We start from the raw sequence: 18,487 nt of genomic DNA, 5'->3' as shown, positions 1-18,487 counted from the left end.
GGTGATGGATTAGGAACGCCCATGAGCTCGATGCAACAGCCCGGTTCGCCGTCGCAAACGCAGGCGGCGCTGCTCCCCGATGCACCGGTCGCGCTGCTGCGGCTATCGGCCGAGGCCTGCGTGGTGGCCTGCAACCGCGCAGGCCTGGACGTCCTGGGCAAGACCGCCAGCGAGCTGCAGGGCGCGCCGGTGTCGGTGGTGTGGGGATTGAGTGCAGCCGATCTGGCCGGCGAAGACGGCGTATGGGCCGCCCCCGGCGACGACCCGGCCCGGCGCGTGCGCTATGTGCGCGACCGCGAGCACGGGGGCTGGATGCTGTCGCTGCCGCATGTGGAAACCGCGATCCTGCTGCGCGAAGCCACCCGCCTGGCCGAAGACAGCCGGCCGGTGCCGATCTCGCCGCTGCTGCAGCCATTGGTGGCGCGCCTGCAGGCCGAACATGAAGACCGCACCGTACTCGAGCGCACCGCCCAGGCACTGGCCGGGTGCGAGCTGGAGCTGTTGCTGCCGCCCGGTTTGTCCGAGACCGACATGGGGCGCCGGCTGCAGGCCGGCTTCGGCAATCTGGCCGAAGCGATCCGCCAGGCAGTGGCGTTGTCGGTGCAGATCGCTGCCGAAGTGCCGCCGCTGGTGGCCGAAAACGACGAGATGGTACGTCAGTCGCAGGCGCAGACCGACGCGCTGGATGGCGCGCGCACCGCGGTGGAGCGCCTTGCTGCGAGCCTGCAGGACGTCAACGCCGATCTGGCGCAGGTGATTGCGCTGGCCGCCAGCGCCGACGAAAGCGCACGCCAGGGCGTCGCTGCCGCACATGCGCTGGGCCAGGCCATGCACGAGGTGGAACGTCGTGCGGCGCGTGCCGGCGAGGTCATCGAAGTCATCGACTCGGTGGCGTTCCAGACCAACATCCTGTCGATCAACGCCAGCATCGAAGCGGCGCACGCCGGCGATGCCGGGCGCGGCTTTGCGGTGGTCGCCACCGAGATCCGCCGCCTGGCCGAACGGGCGGCAGCGGCAGCGCGCGACGTGCGCGCGATCCTGGCCGAAACCAGCGCCGCGGTGGGCGAGGGCGCGGCCTCGGCGCGCGGCACCGAAGCGGTGCTCGATGGCATCACCCGCGTGCTCGGCCAGGCCAGCAGCGCGATGACCACGGTGGCCGGGCGGATCCAGGCGCAGGACGGCGAGATTCGCGGCATCGAACGTGCCGTCGATGGCGTGGTGGCGCTGGGGCGCAGCAACCTGCAGCATGCCGCGCATGTGGCCGAACGCAGCGAGGCGCTGGAGCGCGGTACCGAGACGCTGCGCGACTGCGTGGGCCTGTTCCGTCTGCCGGCCGATCCGCTGGCAGTTCCCCGCCACGCGCGCGTCAAGGAACTCGCCGTGGCCGCCGCCGCTCGCATCGGCACCGCCCTGGCGCAGGCCATCGCACGCGGCCAGATCGACGAAGCGGCGCTGTTCGCACGCACCTACACGCCGATTGCCGGCGTGGAGCCCGCCAAGTTCAGCACCGACTTCGATGCGCTTTGCGACGAGGTGTTACCCGCCTTGCAGGAGCCGCTGCTGGATGCGCATCCCTGGATCGTGTTCGCGATCTGCGCCAATCCCGACGGCTATGTGCCCACGCACAACCTGCGCTTCACCCAGCCGCTGACCGGCGATCCCAAGCGCGATCTGGTCGGCAACCGCACCAAGCGCAAGTTCACCGACCGCGTCGGCCGCAGCGTGGGCGCGCACACCGACCCGTATCGCCTGCAGGTCTACCGCCGCGACACCGGCCAGATCATGTTCGACCTGTCGGTGCCGATCTACGTCGGCCGCAGGCACTGGGGCGGTTTGCGGGTGGGCTATACGCTGGACTAGCGCGCCGCGTCACTGCGGCGCGGCGGATACGGCACTGGATGTCGCCGTCGCAGTGTTGCCACCCAACTGCTCGGCAAGAAAACGTTCCAGGGTGCGATAGAACGTGATCTGGTTGGCCTCCTTGTAGAAACCGTGTCCCTCCTTGGGAACGGACATCCATTGCGGCGCGTTGCCGCTGCGCGTCAATGCCGCGCGCAGGCTCTTGGCCTGTGCGAAGGGAGCTCGCTCGTCCTCTTCGCCGTGCACGAGCAGCACCGGCACCTTGATGCGATCAGCCAGCATCACCGGGGAGTGCGCCGCCAGTTCAGCCGTATCACGGCCAATGGCGCGCTCCAGATAATTCAGCCCGTAGTCGCTGCGATTGATGTCGCCCTTGCTGTACATCATCTGCAGGTCGTAGATGCCGGCCACGCCCACCGCGCAGCGGAACAACTCCGGCGCCTTGACCTGCACCATCATGGCGGCATACGCGCCGAAGCTGGCGCCATAGCTGCAGATGCGCGTCTGATCGGCGAGTCCCTGGCCCACTGCCCAGCGAACGCCGTCGACCAGATCGTCCTGGATACGCTCGCCCCATCGGCGATACCCGGCGCGCTCGAACCGGTTGCCACGCCCCAGGCCGCCGCGATAGTTGACCTGCAGCACCAGATAGCCGCGGCTGGCCAGGAACTGGGCGTCGGTATCGAAGGCCCAGCCATCGCCATCTGCATGCGGGCCACCGTGCGGCAGCAGGATCATCGGCAGCCGTTCACCGCGTGCGGCGGTGCCGGGGACGGTGAGCACGCCGTCCAGGATCAGCCCGTCGCTGGCCTGAAACGTCACCATGCGACGCTCGTTCATCTGCGCCGCCGGCAATGCACTGCGTGCCTTGATGACAAGTTTCAGCGTGTTGCTCGGCCGGTCGAAGATGTACCAGGCACCTGCATCGCGGTCGCTATAGGCCCGTAGCAGCAGGCCGCTGCCGTCCTCGGTGAAATTGACGAAGTCCACGTACTGGCCGGCCAGGGTCTGGCTCAGGCTCCGGTGCAGTTGCGCTTCGGCAGTGTCCTGCTCGAAATAGCGCAGCGTCGGCCGCCCTGGCCCAAGTCGTGCAGCAAATGGCGTCTGCGGCGCCGGACCCCACTGCAGATCGTCCACGCTGTAGAACGGGTCCGACGCGAGCACGCTGCGCTGGTGGCCGTCGGGATCGCTGGCCACCAGGACTGCAGGGCCCCCGGCCTCGCTATACCAGCCGTAGACGCGGCCCGGCTGCCGTGCAAATGCGATCGGTCGCCAGTTGGCCTGGACCTGGGACATCGGCGACCAGCCATTGCCCGATCGGCGGAACAGCAACGGGTTATCGTTGTCGTCGGTGCCGTACGCGTATTGCGCCACACCATCGTGGTCGAGCACGAAGCGCAGATCGGGGACGTCGACGTCTGCCATCAGGCGATGGGTAGTAGTGCTGGCGTCGACGTCGTAGAGCATCGAGTGGCGCGAGTCCAGCGACAGGCGTCGCATGTAGAAGTGCCCGTTGCGGCGACTCGGCAGGCCCTCGATATAGCCGAACCCGCGCTCCAGCCCCGCGTTGCGGGTGCTTTGCAGGTAGCCGTACACATAGCGCTGATTGCTGCCATCCAGATCGGTGGCGATGATCTCGCCCATCGGCATGGGCTCTTCCAGCGAGCCGAGTTTGCGCCCCTTGCCGATCACCAGCCGGCGGTCGCTGACCCAGGCAATGCGCACCGGCAATTCATAGCGCGGCAGGCGCAGCATCGTGGTGGACTGCATGCCGGCAATGCGGTAGACCACCAGCGCGTAGTTGCCATCGCCCAGGTCCGCGCTGACCGCCAGATGCTTCCCATCGGGCGACATCGCCGGCGAGGAGATCGGGCCGGATTCGACGAAGGCCTCTACAGGCGGCGGGGACGCGGCTTGCGCAGTCCCTGAAAAAACCCCCATCAGCAGCATCGCTGCCCAGCCAAACCGGTGCATCCCTTGCATCTGCGTCGTCCATTCCCCTGTTTCACAGAAAGATAACGAACCGGCGATAGCTGTGGCAAGTGGATCAAAAAAAAGCCGCCGAAGATCGGCGGCAGGGAGAGAGAGCAGGTTTTCTTGTTGTGGTGACTGCAGGCTAGCGGTGTGATGTGCCGTGGAAATGTCCGTGCATGGCACCACCGCGCTGCTGCGTGCCAGGCGGCCGGTGACGTGGCAGTCCTGGCACGTGGACAACGACTTCCCCAAAGTGGTCGTTGTGACAACCGGCGTGTCCAGGCAGCGGACCGGCGGCTCATGGGTGCGATCAGAAGCGCTGGGCGTCTACGTGTGGCTGCAGCGTCTCGGGATGGCCCAGGCCGAATCGAACGCGTTGGCAGACGCGCTGTTCGCGAATGCGCGTTGTGTTGCAGTGCGAGGCGTGCAGTGCGAGGGCGCTCCTGTAGTGCCGCAGCGACGCTGCGCGTGTGCTGCTATACACGGACAGCGGTCGCTGCCGAACGTGACAACACTGCGTTGGTCATCGCCAGGCGAGCGCGGCCGCTGCACGCAACGGCCTGCACCAAACGTGCATCTCATCGCCGAGCGCGGTGCCGACAGCTGGCGATATTTTTTAGCCGCGCAGGGTGCGATGTGGTTTAATCGCCGCCGAAGTGGGGGTACCGCAGTGCGCTGCGGTTGAGATAGTCCCTTCGAACCTGATCCGGCTGATACCGGCGTAGGGAAGCTTCGTTAGATGCGATGGTCCGTGCCGTGCACGGGCGCATCGCCATTGAGCGCCGCCGCTTCGTCCGCCTGCGACTCCTTCGCAGAGCCAGCGCCGTGGGTGCTGGTTTTCCAGCACACAGGACGAACGCCATGAATGCCGCGCCTACCGTTTTGCAGCAACAAGCCCAGTCGCTGTCCGAGGCTGTGACCCAGCCGATTCCAGGGTCCCGCAAGATCTTCGTGCAGGGCTCGCGCGCCGACCTGCAGGTGCCGATGCGCGAGATCGTATTGACCCGCACCCCCACCTTGTTCGGCGGTGAGGACAATGCACCGCTCAGTGTCTATGACACCTCCGGGCCATATACCGACCCGCGCGCGGCGATCGATCTTGCCGCCGGTCTGGCGCCGCTGCGCGCGCGCTGGATTGCCGAGCGCGACGACACCGTGGCGCTGGACGGCCTGAGTTCCAGCTTCGGCCGCGGTCGCGAGCACGATGCGCGCCTGGATGCCGTGCGTTTTCCTGCGCGGCGCCTGCCGCGCGTGGCACGCGACGGTGCCAATGTCACCCAGATGCATTACGCGCGGCGCGGCATCATCACCCCGGAAATGGAGTTCGTGGCGATCCGCGAAAACCAGCGCCTGGAGGCGGTGACCGACGCGATCCTGTGCAAGCAGCATCCGGGCGAGGCCTTCGGCGCTGCGATCCAGCACCGCATCACGCCGGAATTCGTCCGCGAGGAAATCGCCCGCGGCCGCGCGATCCTGCCCAACAACATCAATCACCCGGAAAGCGAGCCGATGATCATCGGTCGCAATTTCCTGACCAAGATCAACGCCAACATCGGCAACAGCGCGGTGTCGTCCGGGATTGCAGAAGAGGTCGAAAAGCTGGTGTGGTCGATCCGCTGGGGCGGCGACACGGTGATGGACCTGTCCACCGGCAAGCACATCCACGAGACCCGCGAATGGATCATCCGCAACTCGCCGGTGCCGATCGGCACGGTGCCGATCTATCAGGCGCTGGAAAAGGTCGACGGGCGCGCAGAAGAGCTGACCTGGGAGATCTTCCGCGACACCTTGATCGAACAGGCCGAGCAGGGCGTGGACTACTTCACCATCCATGCCGGTGTGCTGCTGCGCTATGTGCCGCTGACTGCCAAACGGGTCACCGGCATCGTCTCGCGCGGCGGGTCGATCCTGGCCAAGTGGTGCCTGGCCCACCACAAGGAAAACTTTCTCTACACGCATTTCGAAGACATCTGCCAGATCATGAAGGCCTATGACGTGGCGTTTTCGCTGGGCGATGGCTTACGCCCGGGCTGCATTGCCGATGCCAACGACGCAGCGCAGTTCGGCGAGCTGGAAACGCTGGGCGAGCTGACCAGGATCGCCTGGAAGCACGATGTGCAGACCATGATCGAAGGCCCGGGGCATGTGCCGATGCAGTTGATCAAGGAAAACATGGACAAGCAGCTGCGCGAATGCGGCGAGGCGCCGTTCTACACGCTGGGGCCGCTGACCACCGATATCGCGCCCGGCTACGACCACATCACCAGCGCGATCGGCGCGGCGATGATTGGCTGGTTCGGCACCGCGATGCTTTGCTATGTCACGCCCAAGGAGCATCTGGGCCTGCCCAACCGGCAGGACGTACGCGACGGCATCATGGCCTACAAGATCGCCGCGCATGCCGCGGACCTGGCCAAGGGCCATCCCGGTGCGCAAGTGCGCGACAACGCCTTGAGCAAGGCGCGTTTCGAATTCCGCTGGGATGACCAGTTCCATCTCGGGCTGGATCCGGAAAAGGCCAAGGAGTTCCACGACGAAACCCTGCCCAAGGACGCGCACAAGCTGGCGCACTTCTGCTCGATGTGCGGGCCGCATTTCTGCTCGATGAAGATTACCCAGGACGTGCGCGATTACGCGGCCGAGCACGGTATGGGCGAAGCGCATGCCTTGTCGGCGGGAATGGAGGAAAAGTCGGCGCAGTTCCTGGCGCAGGGTGCGCAGGTGTATCGCGCCACCTGACACGCGCCAGCAATGTTGCGTTGCAGCGGGCCGATAGTTCGCTTAAGAAAAATTCAGCTTCGGCTTAGGCAGATCGCAGCGTGGTGCGCAAGTGCCGCGCTGCGACTGCATTGCAAGCGGTTACAGCCGGCAAGCATTTCAGCGCATTTTTCTGAATCGCAGATAAAAAAATCGCGCCAGAGGCGCGAAGGGGACATCGTAATTATTTGAATTCGTCGGCGAGAGAGAGAGAGCCTGACGTCGCCACCTGTCGTAGGGAAGCAACGGGGCATAGAGTAAAATTTGCACCAAATGGATGCATGACACAGTTGGTTGTGGTCCTTTGCTGAATTTGGCGCTTCGCGCGAAGTGCGTGATGCGTTCTTTGTAGTCCTTGCATGCCGGTGCGTGTTCTTGCCGATGAGTGTTCCTCACACTAATGCGATGCCATCGGGCCGGTTGCGTGTCGGCCAGTGCGTGGTCGATGTTGCCTCGCGCGAAGTGCATGCGCCCGGCGCCCGGCGCGCCGCGCGTCTGGCACCGAAATCCCTGGCGGTGTTGCTGACGCTGGCGCGGCAGCCGGGTCAGGTGGTGACCCGCGAGCAGTTGCTGGCCGAGGTCTGGCCCGACACCTTGCCGACCAACGACGTGGTGACCCAGGCGGTCACGCAACTGCGCAAGGCGTTGGCCAGCAACGGCAGCCAGCGCTTCGAGCATATCGAGACCATCGCCAAGACCGGCTATCGCCTGCTGGCGCCGGTGGCGTGGGAGCAACGCTCGGATAGCTCCGCCGATGCCGTCGCGGGGCCATCGGTGGCAACGGTATCGAGCACGGCACTTGAGGATCGCGATCCCACGGCCGGCATCGCGGCCGCTGCCGCCCTGGAGCGTGACGCGGCACCCCGGCAGCCGCTGCCGTTGGTTCGGTCCGCACCGGCGGCCGCGCAGCGGCGCCGCTGGATGGCACTGGCAGTGGCCGGCGTGACCTTGCTGGTGGTGCTGGGGCTGGCGGCACGGACGCTGTGGATGCGTGCGCCAGCCAGCGATACCGCGGCGGCCTCGGCAGTGCTGGGCAGCCCCAAGCGCCCGTATCAGATCATCACTGCAGGCGGCGGTTTCGATCTCACGCCCAGCCTGTCGCCGGACGGGGCGATGGTGGCCTACGCCTCGCTGACCAGCGATCGCGCAGGCACCTCGATCCTGGTCAAGACCACCAACAACGCTTATCCGCGCGTGCTCGATACGCCGGCGGCCGGCATCTCCGATCGGCTGCCGGCTTGGTCGCCGGACGGGCGCGAGATCGCCTTCTCGCGGCAGGCGCCCGATGGTGGCTGCCGCGTCATGATTGCCGCCGCCAGCGGCCCGGCTGCCGCACGCGAGGTGGCGCGCTGCGACGGCGCGGACATGCTGAGTTTCAGCTGGTCGCCAGACGGCCGTGCGTTGCTGTTCGGCAGCATGACCGGCGCGCACGGGGCGCCGCACATGCGGCGGCTGGATCTGGAAACCGGTCAATGGCAGCCGCTGAGCTACAGCGCGCAGCCGAGCGACTTCGACTACACGCCGCGCTATTCGCCGGACGGCCACTGGATCGTGTTTCTGCGCAATCCGCAGCTTGGCGACCTGTGGCGCATTCCGGCAAGCGGCGGAACCGCCGAACGGCTGACCCATGACAACGCGGATGTCCGCGGCTGGAGCTGGTTGCCCGACGGCAGCGGCCTGATCTTCGGGCGTCGTGTGGACAGCGAGGCGCGGCTCTACCGGCTCGATCTGGTCGACCGCAGCCTGCATGACCTTGGTGTGGACGATGCGCAGGCGCCGGATGTGGCGCATGGCCATCTGGTGTTCGTGCAGCGTAAACCGCAATTTGGCGTGTATCAGGTCATTCACGACCCCATGAATGGCGGCTACATCCGCCGCCGGCTGTTTCCCTCCAGCGGGCGCGACGACCAGCCGATGATCGCGCCGGACGGGCACCAGCTGATCTTTGCCTCCAACCGCTCCGGTGCGTACGGCCTGTGGTGGGGCGATGTCGGCAAACCTGGCTCGGTGCGCCTGATCGAAGGCCTGCGGCCGGATGCGCGCCAGGCCGCCGACTGGTCGGCCGATTCGCAACGCGTGCTGGTCAGCGGCAGCGATGCGCAAGGGCATGCGGCCTTGTTCGAAGTGACCCCAGGCACGGGCAGGGTGCTGCGGTTGCCGGTGCCGCAGGCGCGACCGTTGCAGGCGATCCATCTTCCCGATCCCGACCGGTTGCTGGTCGTGGCTGCAGCGGATGACGGGCGCACCTTTGCCACGCTCTACGACAGACGCAGCTCTCCCTGGCGCGCGCTGGCGTCGCTGCAGGACGTTTCGCAGTTGCGGCTGGATCGCGTCAGTGGCCAGGTATTGCTGACGCGCCTGACCGGCGGCGGGTTATGGCAGGTCGCCCCGTCGCTGGCGGCCGACACCTTGCAGCAAGTCGATCCGCAGCAGCCATCGCGCTGGCGTTACCGCAGCTGGGCGCCCGGTGCGCGAGGCCAGTTGCATTACCTGTCGTCCACCGACACCTGTGCCACCCACGACAGCGACCTGCGCGCCGGTGCCGGGCGGTGCCTGGATGCGGCCAAGTACACCACCATCAACGGCTTCAGCGTGGATCAGCGCAGCGGCGCGCTGTATGTGGCATTGGCGGAAGAAGATGGCAGTTCGATCGCCTTCATGCCGTTGCCGGAACGCCTGGCGACGCCCCTGGGTGTGGTATCCAACCTGTTGATCGTGCTGAGAAAAATCGCCTCGTAAGTTCTTCGGAAAGACTTCGTCGCAATTTCGGCAGACCTTCGTCGGAACTTCCTGACTCACGCCAGATTCGGCAAAACACTACGCCCTCTTTTGTACAGGGGGCTGCCACCATGCAACAGGTCATCACCGCAGATCGCGGGCTCGCACTCTCACTGGACGGCACCAGCGAGCCAACGTCGACGACCTGTCTGGCCGTCTCGCGCCTGGGCAGTATCCGCACTGCCGCCGCCACCTTCACACTGTGGGTGCAGTTGCGCGGCCGCGCCTGGGTGGAGTCCAAGGAAGGGCGTTTCCGTCTGCGCGCCGGCGACTGGATCGCCTTCGACAAGGAATCGCATCCCACCGTACAGGCCGACCGCAGCGCGCTCTGTGTCGGCGTCAGCCTCGATGGCGACAGCCTGCAATCCCTGGCCGAACTGACCGACGCCACGTTGTATCCGGGGCGCAGCCAGCTGTCACGTGGCGATCTGCGGATTGCACTGCGCTTGTGGCGCAACGCGGCCGCACAGAGCGGCAGTGCGTCGGCACGCCCCCTGTTGCTGCACCTGGCCGCGATGCAGCGCGACTTCATCGCGCAGGAGCAGCGCTGCCCGGGCCGTTCGCGCAGCCGTCGCCGTCAGGTGTTCGGTCGCATGCAACGCGCCCGGCTGTATCTGGAAGGCAACAGTGACCGCGTGGTGCGCATCGCCGAGCTGGCGCAGCTGACCAACTTCTCCAGCTGGTATGTGTCCAAGACGTTCCAGAGCCTGTACGAGGAAAGCCCGCAGGCCCTGTCGGCGCGTCTGCGCCTGGAGCGCGCCTCCGATCTGCTGCGCGATACCTCGATGATGATCGGTGAGGTTGCGGCCGCAAGCGGCTTCGACAATTGCTGCAGCTTCGCGCGTGCGTTTCGTGCGCGTTTCGGAGTCTCCGCATCGCATTACCGGGACCAAACGACAAATCCGCCAGATTCGGCAAAGCCACGGAACGTGACGCGCAAAGCGACGATGTTCACGCAATCGTAATTTGCACAGGGGCGCTTAACGCGCCACTAACGAACCCTGGAGAGATTGATGAACCTTCGCACCTCCGCAGTGCGGCTGGGCCTGTTGCCCGCCGGTATTGCGATCGCGTTGACGCCGGCTTTTGCCGCCAATGCACAAGAGCAGTCCGCCCCGTCGACCACGACGCTGGACCGCATCGAAATCACCGGCTCGCGCATCCGCTCGGTCGACGTCGAAACCGCACAGCCGGTGTTCACCGTCTCCCAGCAGGACATCCAGAAGTCGGGCCTGGTCAGCGTTGGTGACATCCTGCAGAACCTGTCGATTGCCGGTACGCAGTCCTACAGCAAGGCTGCAGTGCTGACGTCCGATTCGGAGCAGGGCGGCCAGTACGTCAATCTGTACAACCTGAATGAAAACCGCACCCTGGTATTGGTGAACGGCAAGCGTTGGACCAGCAGCCTGAACGGCCTGACCGACATGTCCACCATTCCCAGCTCGCTGATCGAGCGCATCGAAGTCCTCAAGGACGGCGCCTCGGCGATCTACGGTTCCGACGCCGTGGCCGGTGTGGTCAACATCATCCTGCGCCAGAACTACGACGGTGCCGAAGCGTCGGCCTACTTCGGCCAGAACGGCCGTGGCGACGGTTCCAAGGAGCAGTACTCCTTCACCGCCGGCACCACCACCGACCGCTCCTCGCTGGTGTTCGGTGCCAACTACACCAACGAAGATCCGGTGTGGGCCAAGGATCGCGCGCTGACCCGTTACTCGGCCGGCCCGAACCATATCGAAGACAGCCTGAGCGCGACCGGTCCGTGGGGCCGCTTCACCGCCAATGGCGACACCTACATCCTCAACCACACCGGTTCGTTCGACGGCCGTGGCGTGGGCGCCGATTCGCGCAACATCGCCAACTACCACAACGACATCACCACCGACGACTACTACAACTCCGTCGACCAGATGATGTTGCAGCAGTCCAGCCGCAACAAATCGATCTTCACCACCGGCAGCTACAACATCACCGACAGCATCACCTTCAAGTCGACGGCGATGTACTCCGAGCGCGACTCGAACCGTCAGATTGCCGGCTACCCGCTGCAGGCTTCTTCGCAGCCGCAGTTCCCGGTGGCGATCAGCGGTGCCAGCTACTACAACCCGATCGGCCAGGACATCAACAGCTGGTTCCGTCGCACGGTTGAACTGCCGCGCACCACCGAAAGCAACGTCAAGACCCTGCACTTCGATGCGGCGCTGGAAGGCGTGTTCGACGTTGGCAGCCACGGCTGGAACTGGGACGTGGGCTTCAACTACAACAAGTACGATGTGACGCAGGTTTCGCGCGGCAACATCAACCTGCTGGCGCTGCAGAAGGCACTGGGCCCGTCGTTCCTCAATGCGCAGGGTCAGGTGCAGTGCGGTACCGCAGCGGCCCCGATCGCGCTGGGTACCAGCAATGCGCTGGGCCAGTGCACCCCGTTCAACATCCTGGGCGGCCCGTCGGCCTCCACGCCCAACGCGCTGCAGTACATCAATGCGCTGGGTCAGTCCACGCAGCAGAGCCTGAGCAAGCAGTGGACCGCCAACGTCACCGGCGGCCTGTTCGACCTGCCGGCTGGTGAACTGGGCTTCGCCGCAGGCGTCGAACACCGCGAAATCAGCGGTTACGACTATCCGGATCAGCTGTCCAGCGCCGGTTACACCACCGACCTGGCTGCACAGGCAACCGAAGGTCGCTACCAGACCAACGAAGCCTACCTGGAGCTGCTGATCCCGGTGTTGAAGGATCTGCCGGGCGCCAAGGAACTGTCGTTCGACGTGGCCGCGCGTTACAGCAACTACAGCCGCTTCGGCGACACCACCAACAGCAAGTTCAGCTTCACCTGGAAGCCGATCGACGACCTGCTGGTGCGTGGTACCTACGGCACCGGTTTCCGTGCGCCGACGCTGTCGGACACCTTCGGCGGCGGTTCGCAGACGTTCGATACCTTCACCGATCCGTGCGATGCGACCTTTGGCTCGCTGGGCAATGCAGGCGTGGCAGCACGCTGCGCCGGGGAAGGCCTGCCGGCAGGTTTCCGTCAGACCGATACCGCGGGCAACCCGGTGACGCGTCGCGATGTGCAGGGCAACGCGCCGTTCAACTCGGGCGTGGGTAACGACGAGCTCGAGCCGGAATACAGCATCACCCGCACCGTGGGCATGGTGTACAGCCCGCATTGGGTGCAGGGCCTGGACTTCTCGCTGGACTGGTACCGCATTTCGATCTCCAACATCATTACGTCGCTGACGGCCAATGATGTGTTGAACAACTGCTACCTCAACAGCCTGGCCAGCTACTGCGCCGACTACGGTCGCGATGCGGTCACCGGCCAGGTCACCACGCTGAGCCGCGGCAACGTCAACCTGGGTCGTCTGGAAACCGAAGGCTACAACTTCGGCGTGCGTTACCGCATGCCCGAAACCGCCTACGGCAAGTTCGCCGTCAACCTGGACACCAACTACCTGGCGACCTACAAGTCGCAGGCCGAAGCAGGTGCCGAATGGGCCAACTCGGCTGGCTACTGGAACTTCCCGCGCGTGCGTGCCACCTTGGGTCTGGACTGGTCGCTGGGTGCATTGTCGGCCAACTGGAACCTGCGCTACTACGGCGGTTTCCGTGATTACTGCTGGGATGCAGCCGCAGGTATCGAGTGCAACAACCCGAACTACCAGACGCCGAATCCGGGCTGGGCCGGTGGCACCGGTTCCAACAAGAAGGGCTCGATCTCCTACCAGGACGTCTCGGTTACCTGGCAGGCTCCGTGGGATGGCAGCGTGACCGTTGGTGCCCGCAACATCTGGAACAAGCAGCCGCCGATCACCTACTCGATCACCAACAGCAGCACCGCTGCGATCGATCCGATGCTCGACTACGACCGCTTCCTGTTTGTGCAGTACAACCAGCGCTTCTGATCATCGAAGTGTCGTAAAGAAAAAACGGGCCGAAAGGCCCGTTTTTTTTGTTTCCGGAGATCGAGTAAGGAACAAGGCCTGGCAAACATTATCGCTGCCATGTGCGTTGTGTCCCTGCCTGCCTGATCAGCTGCTGCGCGCGCTGGGATGACAAGCGTGCTTGATGGTTTGCTGCACGTTGCCGCGCGCGTCATGTTGCGATATCTGTGCAGATCGCAAGCGCCGCGATGCGTGCGCAGACAAGTCGCATTGCGCCATGTCAGCGTGGGCGTTTCGCAAACAGCCAAAGAAAAAAGGCGCGACCACGTCGCGCCTTTCCTGTTGCATCAACCTGGTGCTGCTCTCAGGCCTCGGCAAGCCCCAGCAAGGTATCGGCCTGTTCGCGCCAGGCCGGCAGGCGGGTGAGCACGCCGACCTTGGACAGGTACTCTTCGTCCACGGTTTCGCCGCTGGCCAATGCGGTCGCCACATGCACCGCGCCGGTCACCCAGAAACTGCGCAGGCTGGAGCGCTGCGGGTGGCGATGGAAGGCCACCGCTTCGATGATCGGCATCGGCAGGCCCCACAGGCCGAGCAGGTACGCGCCGGCCTCGGTGTGGCCCAGGCGATCGTCGCCACCTTCCAGGGCCGGTTCGCGCTCGTCGCGCACACCGGGCAGCAGTAGGCCGATGTCGGCCAGCAGCGCGGCGGTGGAGCCGAGTTCTGCGCTGGTCGGCGGCAACACCTTGGCCGCCAGGCGCGAAGAGAGCAGGGCGCGGCGCTGCATCGCGTTGCGCTCGGCCGGGGTCAGGGTCTGCACCGAGAACACTTCGCTGGCTAGGACCAGGTCGCGCAGCGTGGCCACGCCCAGGCGGGTCACTGCCGTGCGCAGATCGGTGATGCTGCGGCCGCCGGAGAAGAACGCCGAATTGCACAGCTGCAGTACCTTGGCCGCAATCGCCGGATCGCCGGCGATCAGCTTGGCGATATCGGCCGCATCGGTGCCTTCGTCCTCTTCCAGGGCATGCATCAGGCTCAGATACAGGTGCGGTGGCGACGGCAGTTTTTCGATCCGGCCGATCGCAGCGCGCAAACGCGGATTGCTGAGCAGATCGCGCAGTTCTTCCAGGCTGGTGATGGCTTCGAGCAGGACTTCCGGGGCCAGCGGCATCGGCAGGAAGCGGTGCGCCACGCCAATGATGCGCGCCGGCGGCGTGCGCTGGCCATCCCGGGCATCGATCAAGGCGATGCGGATGGTGTCCGGCCGCAGTGTACGGATCTGCCCCAGCAGCGTGGCGGAAGTAAGATCGGGCAAGACGGGGGCGACGATGACCGCATCGAACGGCGACAACGCAGCCGCTTCGATGGCCGAATTACCATCGGCCACCTGCTGCACCTGCCATTGATCACCCAGATCAGCGACGTAGTCGCTCAGTTCGGACGGAAGACTGGCTTCGTCCCCAACAAACAGAATACGCAAGACACTTCCCCAAGAGTCACCGGTGGCAGACACCGGCCAAACGCTGTCGGCAATGTACCCAATCTGCCGCTGGCGGTCACCGGGATCACGCCAAAAGCGTGATCCCGATCGCCCCGCGGTTGCGGGGCTGCATCACGGTCGTTGAATCAGGGTGCGTCGGAATTATAGCGTTCCACCGACTCCACCAGGATGCGCTTGGCCTCGGCCGCGCCGCCCCAACCATCCAGCTTGACCCACTTGCCCTTCTCCAAGTCCTTGTAATGCTCGAAGAAATGACCGATGCGCTCCATCCAGTGGCTGGACACCTGGTCGATATCCTCGATATGCGCGTAGCCGGAGAAGATCTTCTCGATCGGCACCGCCAGGATCTTCTCGTCGCTACCGGCCTCATCGCTCATGCGCAGCACGCCGACCGGACGGCAACGCACCACCGAGCCGGGCACCAACGGCAGCGGCAGCACCACCAGCACGTCGGCCGGGTCGCCGTCGCCACATAGGGTGTTGGGCACATAGCCGTAGTTGCAGGGGTAACGCATCGGAGTGGACAGGATGCGGTCGACGAAGATCGCGCCGCTGGCCTTGTCCACTTCGTACTTGACCGGCTCCGAATCCTTTGGAATTTCGATGACGACGTTGATTTCTTCCGGCAGATTCTTGCCGGAGGTGACCAGTTCAAGACCCATGCGCGTAACTCCCGAGACGTCATCTAGTGTGTGGAGCGCGATTCTACGCGTTCGGCTGTTGCGGTGCAGCGACACTGAATGGGCAATGTTCTGACCGCCACACGCGGCATAGCCCGCATTCATCCCGGGGAGCTCTCCGATCCACACGGCGCGCGGCGCGGCGCACGCTGCAGGCTCCTCCACTGCTCGGGAACTGCCATGTTCAAGCCTGTGCGTTTGCTTGTTGTGCTGCTGCTCTGCGGTGCCGCCCAGCTCGCTGGTGCGGCGACGCCTGCGTCACCGCCGGTCTTCGTCGACGCGGTGGACTGGCCCGCCAACGGCGAGGGCTGGGAGGCCTTTGTCGATCTGGAACAGCGCCTGGAGCACGACTTCGACCAGATCTGCGGCGATACCTTTTGCGGCGGCGAATTCAGCGACTACCAGCCGCTGCGCTTCCGTTGCTCGGTGCATCGGGTGAGCGGGGTGGTGCGCAGCTGCATCTGGACCTTCGGCGCCAGCGAGGTCAGCGTCGACCCCCAAAGCGGGTATCTGCGCTCGGACAGCCGGGTCTGGCGCTGCACGGCGCCACTGAAGGCCGGGACGCGCCTGGACGAGATGTATCGCACCCTGTCGGTGAATAATCCGCTGTTCGAGCCACTGCCCGGTGGCGCGCCGCCGATCTATGACGGCCTGATCGGTTGCCTTTGAGGACCGGCCGCACCGCAGGCTGTTGCGGTGCGGGCTGCCTGGTGCAGTGACTGCGTCCGGGCAGCAGCGGGCAGGCGCGGCTTGGGCGATCGAGCTATGCAGCACGCCAGCATCGCAGGCCGCAGGCCGATGAGGCTTGTCCGCGGTGGTCAGGTAAGCGCCGCAGCCAGTCGTCGGGCCTGGCGCGGCGTATGGGACCCGGGGCGTGCGTCGGCGCGTTCCGGGCCCCGCCTCGTCACCTTCGGTCAGCCCGCGGCTTGCGGCACGTCGCCCTCAAAGCAGCGGTACCAGCAGCAAGGCCACGATATTGATGATCTTGATTAGCGGATTGATCGCCGGCCCGGCGGTGTCCTTGTACGGGTCGCCTACCGTATCGCCGGTGATGGCGGCCTTGTGCGCTTCGCTGCCCTTGCCGCCGAAGTGGCCGTCTTCGATGTACTTCTTGGCGTTGTCCCAGGCCCCGCCACCGGTGGTCATCGAAATCGCCAGGAACAGGCCGGTCACGATCGTGCCGATCAACAATCCGCCCAGTGCCCGCGGCCCCAGCAGCAGCCCGACCACCACCGGCACCACCACCGGCAGTAGCGAGGGCAGGATCATTTCGCGGATCGCCGAGCGGGTCAGCATGTCGACCGCGCGGTCGTATTGCGGCCTGGCGGTGCCGGCCATGATCCCGGGGATCTCGCGGAACTGGCGACGCACTTCTTCCACCACCGCGCCTGCCGCGCGTCCCACCGCTTCCATCGCCATCGCACCGAACAGATACGGGATCAAGCCGCCGATCAACAAACCGATGATCACGGTGTGGTCGGACAGGTCGAAGGCGAATACCTGGCCGGGATTGGCCGCCTGCAGGTTGTGCGTGTAGTCGGCAAACAGCACCAGCGCGGCCAGCGCGGCCGAGCCGATCGCATAGCCCTTGGTGACCGCCTTGGTGGTGTTTCCCACCGCATCCAGCGGATCGGTGATGTTGCGTACTTCCGGCGGCAACTCGGCCATTTCGGCGATGCCGCCGGCGTTGTCGGTAATCGGCCCGTATGCATCCAGCGCCACGATCATGCCGGCCATCGACAGCATTGCAGTCGCTGCGGTCGCGATGCCGTACAAGCCGCCAAAATGAAACGCGCCCCAGATTGCCGCGCACACCGCAATGACCGGCAGCGCAGTGGATTTCATCGAGACGCCAAGCCCGGCAATGATGTTGGTGCCGTGGCCGGTGGTGCTTGCGGCGGCAACGTGCTGCACCGGCTTGTACTGGGTGCCGGTGTAGTACTCGGTGATCCAGACGATCAGGCCGGTGAGCACCAGGCCGATCAAGGCGCAGGCATACAACGCGGTGGCGCCATGCGTGTTGTCGCGCATCAGCGACTGGGTGATCGGCCAGTAGGCCAGTGCGGCCAGCACGCCGGAGACGATCACGCCCTTGTAGAGCGCACCCATGATCGAGCCGCCTGCTTTGACCTTGACGAACGAGGCGCCCACGATCGAAGCGATGATGGAGACACCACCCAGCACCAGCGGGTACAGCACCGCCTGCGGCCCGGTTTCGGCCAGCGTCAGGCTGCCCAGCAGCATCGTGGCGATCACGGTGACTGCATAGGTTTCGAACAGATCCGCCGCCATGCCGGCGCAGTCGCCGACATTGTCGCCCACGTTGTCAGCGATCACCGCCGGATTGCGTGGATCGTCCTCGGGGATACCGGCTTCCACCTTGCCGACCAGGTCCGCGCCCACGTCCGCACCCTTGGTGAAAATACCGCCACCCAGGCGCGCGAAGATCGAAATCAGCGACGAGCCGAATGCCAGCCCCACCAGTGCATGCAGGTTGCGCTCCAGCGGCAGTCCCACCGCTTGCAACAGCGCGTAGTAACCGGCGACGCCGAGCAGTCCCAGGCCGACCACCAGCATGCCGGTGATGGCACCGCCACGGAACGCCACATCCATCGCAGGGCCGATGCCATGCCGCGCGGCCTCGGCCGTACGGACGTTGGCACGGACCGACACGTTCATGCCGATATAGCCGGCCAGCCCCGACAGCACCGCGCCGATCGCAAACCCGACGGCGGTGTACCAACTCAGGAACAGCCCGACCAGGACGAACAGCACGCCGCCGGCAATCGAAATGGTGAGGTATTGCCGATTGAGATACGCGCGTGCGCCTTCCTGGATTGCGGCGGCGATCTCCTGCATGCGTGCATTGCCGCTCGGCTGCGCGATCACCCAGCGTGCCGACACACCGCCATAGACGATTGCCAGGACTGCACACCCCAGCGCAAGTAGTAACCCGTAGTGTTCCAGCATGACCCCTCCCAGAGAATGGATGTCGTCCGGTCGGACGAACCAAGGGCGATGCACGCAGCGAGTGGAGTGGCGAATACGGACTCGAC

General features: G+C 65.3%; 10 protein-coding genes and 1 riboswitch. Of the genes, 6 read left to right on the top strand and 4 right to left on the bottom strand.

Annotated features, from left to right (window positions below; all coding sequences use genetic code 11):
• Positions 1-21 precede the first annotated feature (21 nt).
• Positions 22-1,860 (top strand): methyl-accepting chemotaxis protein, encoded by a 1,839-nt coding sequence (locus CPBF1521_RS13965; RefSeq protein WP_181901232.1) that lies wholly within the window; start codon positions 22-24, stop codon positions 1,858-1,860.
• Between the two features lie 9 nt (positions 1,861-1,869).
• Here CPBF1521_RS13965 and CPBF1521_RS13960 read toward each other — a convergent pair whose 3' ends face one another.
• Positions 1,870-3,810, bottom strand: coding sequence for a prolyl oligopeptidase family serine peptidase (locus CPBF1521_RS13960; RefSeq protein WP_235858461.1), 1,941 nt, complete (start codon positions 3,808-3,810; stop codon positions 1,870-1,872).
• A 672-nt stretch (positions 3,811-4,482) separates the two neighbouring features.
• Positions 4,483-4,580: riboswitch (TPP riboswitch) on the top strand.
• A gap of 115 nt (positions 4,581-4,695) precedes the next feature.
• Between CPBF1521_RS13960 and thiC the strand changes: the two genes are divergently transcribed.
• From thiC to CPBF1521_RS13940, 4 genes are all read left to right on the top strand, one after another.
• Positions 4,696-6,573 (top strand): phosphomethylpyrimidine synthase ThiC, encoded by a 1,878-nt coding sequence (thiC, locus tag CPBF1521_RS13955; RefSeq protein ID WP_115677363.1) that lies wholly within the window; start codon positions 4,696-4,698, stop codon positions 6,571-6,573.
• A gap of 423 nt (positions 6,574-6,996) precedes the next feature.
• A complete protein-coding gene (locus CPBF1521_RS13950) occupies positions 6,997-9,330 on the top strand; it encodes a winged helix-turn-helix transcriptional regulator (protein WP_115677362.1) in 2,334 nt (777 codons plus the stop codon).
• Between the two features lie 110 nt (positions 9,331-9,440).
• Positions 9,441-10,334 carry a helix-turn-helix domain-containing protein gene (locus CPBF1521_RS13945; RefSeq protein ID WP_104584037.1) on the top strand — a complete coding sequence of 298 codons (894 nt, stop codon included), beginning with the start codon at positions 9,441-9,443 and terminating at the stop codon, positions 10,332-10,334.
• A 48-nt stretch (positions 10,335-10,382) separates the two neighbouring features.
• Positions 10,383-13,271: a TonB-dependent receptor plug domain-containing protein gene (locus tag CPBF1521_RS13940; RefSeq protein ID WP_164741120.1), complete on the top strand. Its 2,889-nt coding sequence runs from the start codon at positions 10,383-10,385 to the stop codon at positions 13,269-13,271.
• 343 nt (positions 13,272-13,614) lie between these two features.
• Here CPBF1521_RS13940 and CPBF1521_RS13935 read toward each other — a convergent pair whose 3' ends face one another.
• Both CPBF1521_RS13935 and ppa read right to left on the bottom strand, forming a co-directional pair.
• A complete protein-coding gene (locus tag CPBF1521_RS13935) occupies positions 13,615-14,763 on the bottom strand; it encodes an HDOD domain-containing protein (protein ID WP_164739760.1) in 1,149 nt (382 codons plus the stop codon).
• A 113-nt stretch (positions 14,764-14,876) separates the two neighbouring features.
• On the bottom strand, positions 14,877-15,413 hold the full coding sequence (ppa, locus tag CPBF1521_RS13930; protein ID WP_002804918.1) for an inorganic diphosphatase: 537 nt from the start codon (positions 15,411-15,413) through the stop codon (positions 14,877-14,879).
• A gap of 198 nt (positions 15,414-15,611) precedes the next feature.
• Between ppa and CPBF1521_RS13925 the strand changes: the two genes are divergently transcribed.
• Entirely contained in the window at positions 15,612-16,100 is a 489-nt protein-coding gene (locus CPBF1521_RS13925; RefSeq protein ID WP_104584040.1) for a hypothetical protein, read from the top strand.
• A 273-nt stretch (positions 16,101-16,373) separates the two neighbouring features.
• Here CPBF1521_RS13925 and CPBF1521_RS13920 read toward each other — a convergent pair whose 3' ends face one another.
• Positions 16,374-18,401, bottom strand: a complete 2,028-nt coding sequence (locus CPBF1521_RS13920) for a sodium-translocating pyrophosphatase (RefSeq protein ID WP_104648824.1) — start codon at positions 18,399-18,401, stop codon at positions 16,374-16,376.
• Positions 18,402-18,487 lie beyond the last annotated feature (86 nt).

Origin of the sequence: Xanthomonas euroxanthea (genome assembly GCF_900476395.1) — a bacterium.
Lineage (GTDB): Bacteria > Pseudomonadota > Gammaproteobacteria > Xanthomonadales > Xanthomonadaceae > Xanthomonas > Xanthomonas euroxanthea.
This window is presented reverse-complemented; position numbering and strand designations above follow the sequence as displayed.

What these genes read in the sequence shown, in the direction of transcription:
- CPBF1521_RS13965 (WP_181901232.1), top strand. Translation starts at nt 22, where the DNA reads ATGAGCTCGATGCAACAGCCCGGTTCGCCGTCGCAAACGCAGGCGGCG.
- CPBF1521_RS13960 (WP_235858461.1), bottom strand. Translation starts at nt 3,810, where the DNA reads ATGCTGCTGATGGGGGTTTTTTCAGGGACTGCGCAAGCCGCGTCCCCG.
- thiC (WP_115677363.1), top strand. Translation starts at nt 4,696, where the DNA reads ATGAATGCCGCGCCTACCGTTTTGCAGCAACAAGCCCAGTCGCTGTCC.
- CPBF1521_RS13950 (WP_115677362.1), top strand. Translation starts at nt 6,997, where the DNA reads ATGCCATCGGGCCGGTTGCGTGTCGGCCAGTGCGTGGTCGATGTTGCC.
- CPBF1521_RS13945 (WP_104584037.1), top strand. Translation starts at nt 9,441, where the DNA reads ATGCAACAGGTCATCACCGCAGATCGCGGGCTCGCACTCTCACTGGAC.
- CPBF1521_RS13940 (WP_164741120.1), top strand. Translation starts at nt 10,383, where the DNA reads ATGAACCTTCGCACCTCCGCAGTGCGGCTGGGCCTGTTGCCCGCCGGT.
- ppa (WP_002804918.1), bottom strand. Translation starts at nt 15,413, where the DNA reads ATGGGTCTTGAACTGGTCACCTCCGGCAAGAATCTGCCGGAAGAAATC.
- CPBF1521_RS13925 (WP_104584040.1), top strand. Translation starts at nt 15,612, where the DNA reads ATGTTCAAGCCTGTGCGTTTGCTTGTTGTGCTGCTGCTCTGCGGTGCC.
- CPBF1521_RS13920 (WP_104648824.1), bottom strand. Translation starts at nt 18,401, where the DNA reads ATGCTGGAACACTACGGGTTACTACTTGCGCTGGGGTGTGCAGTCCTG.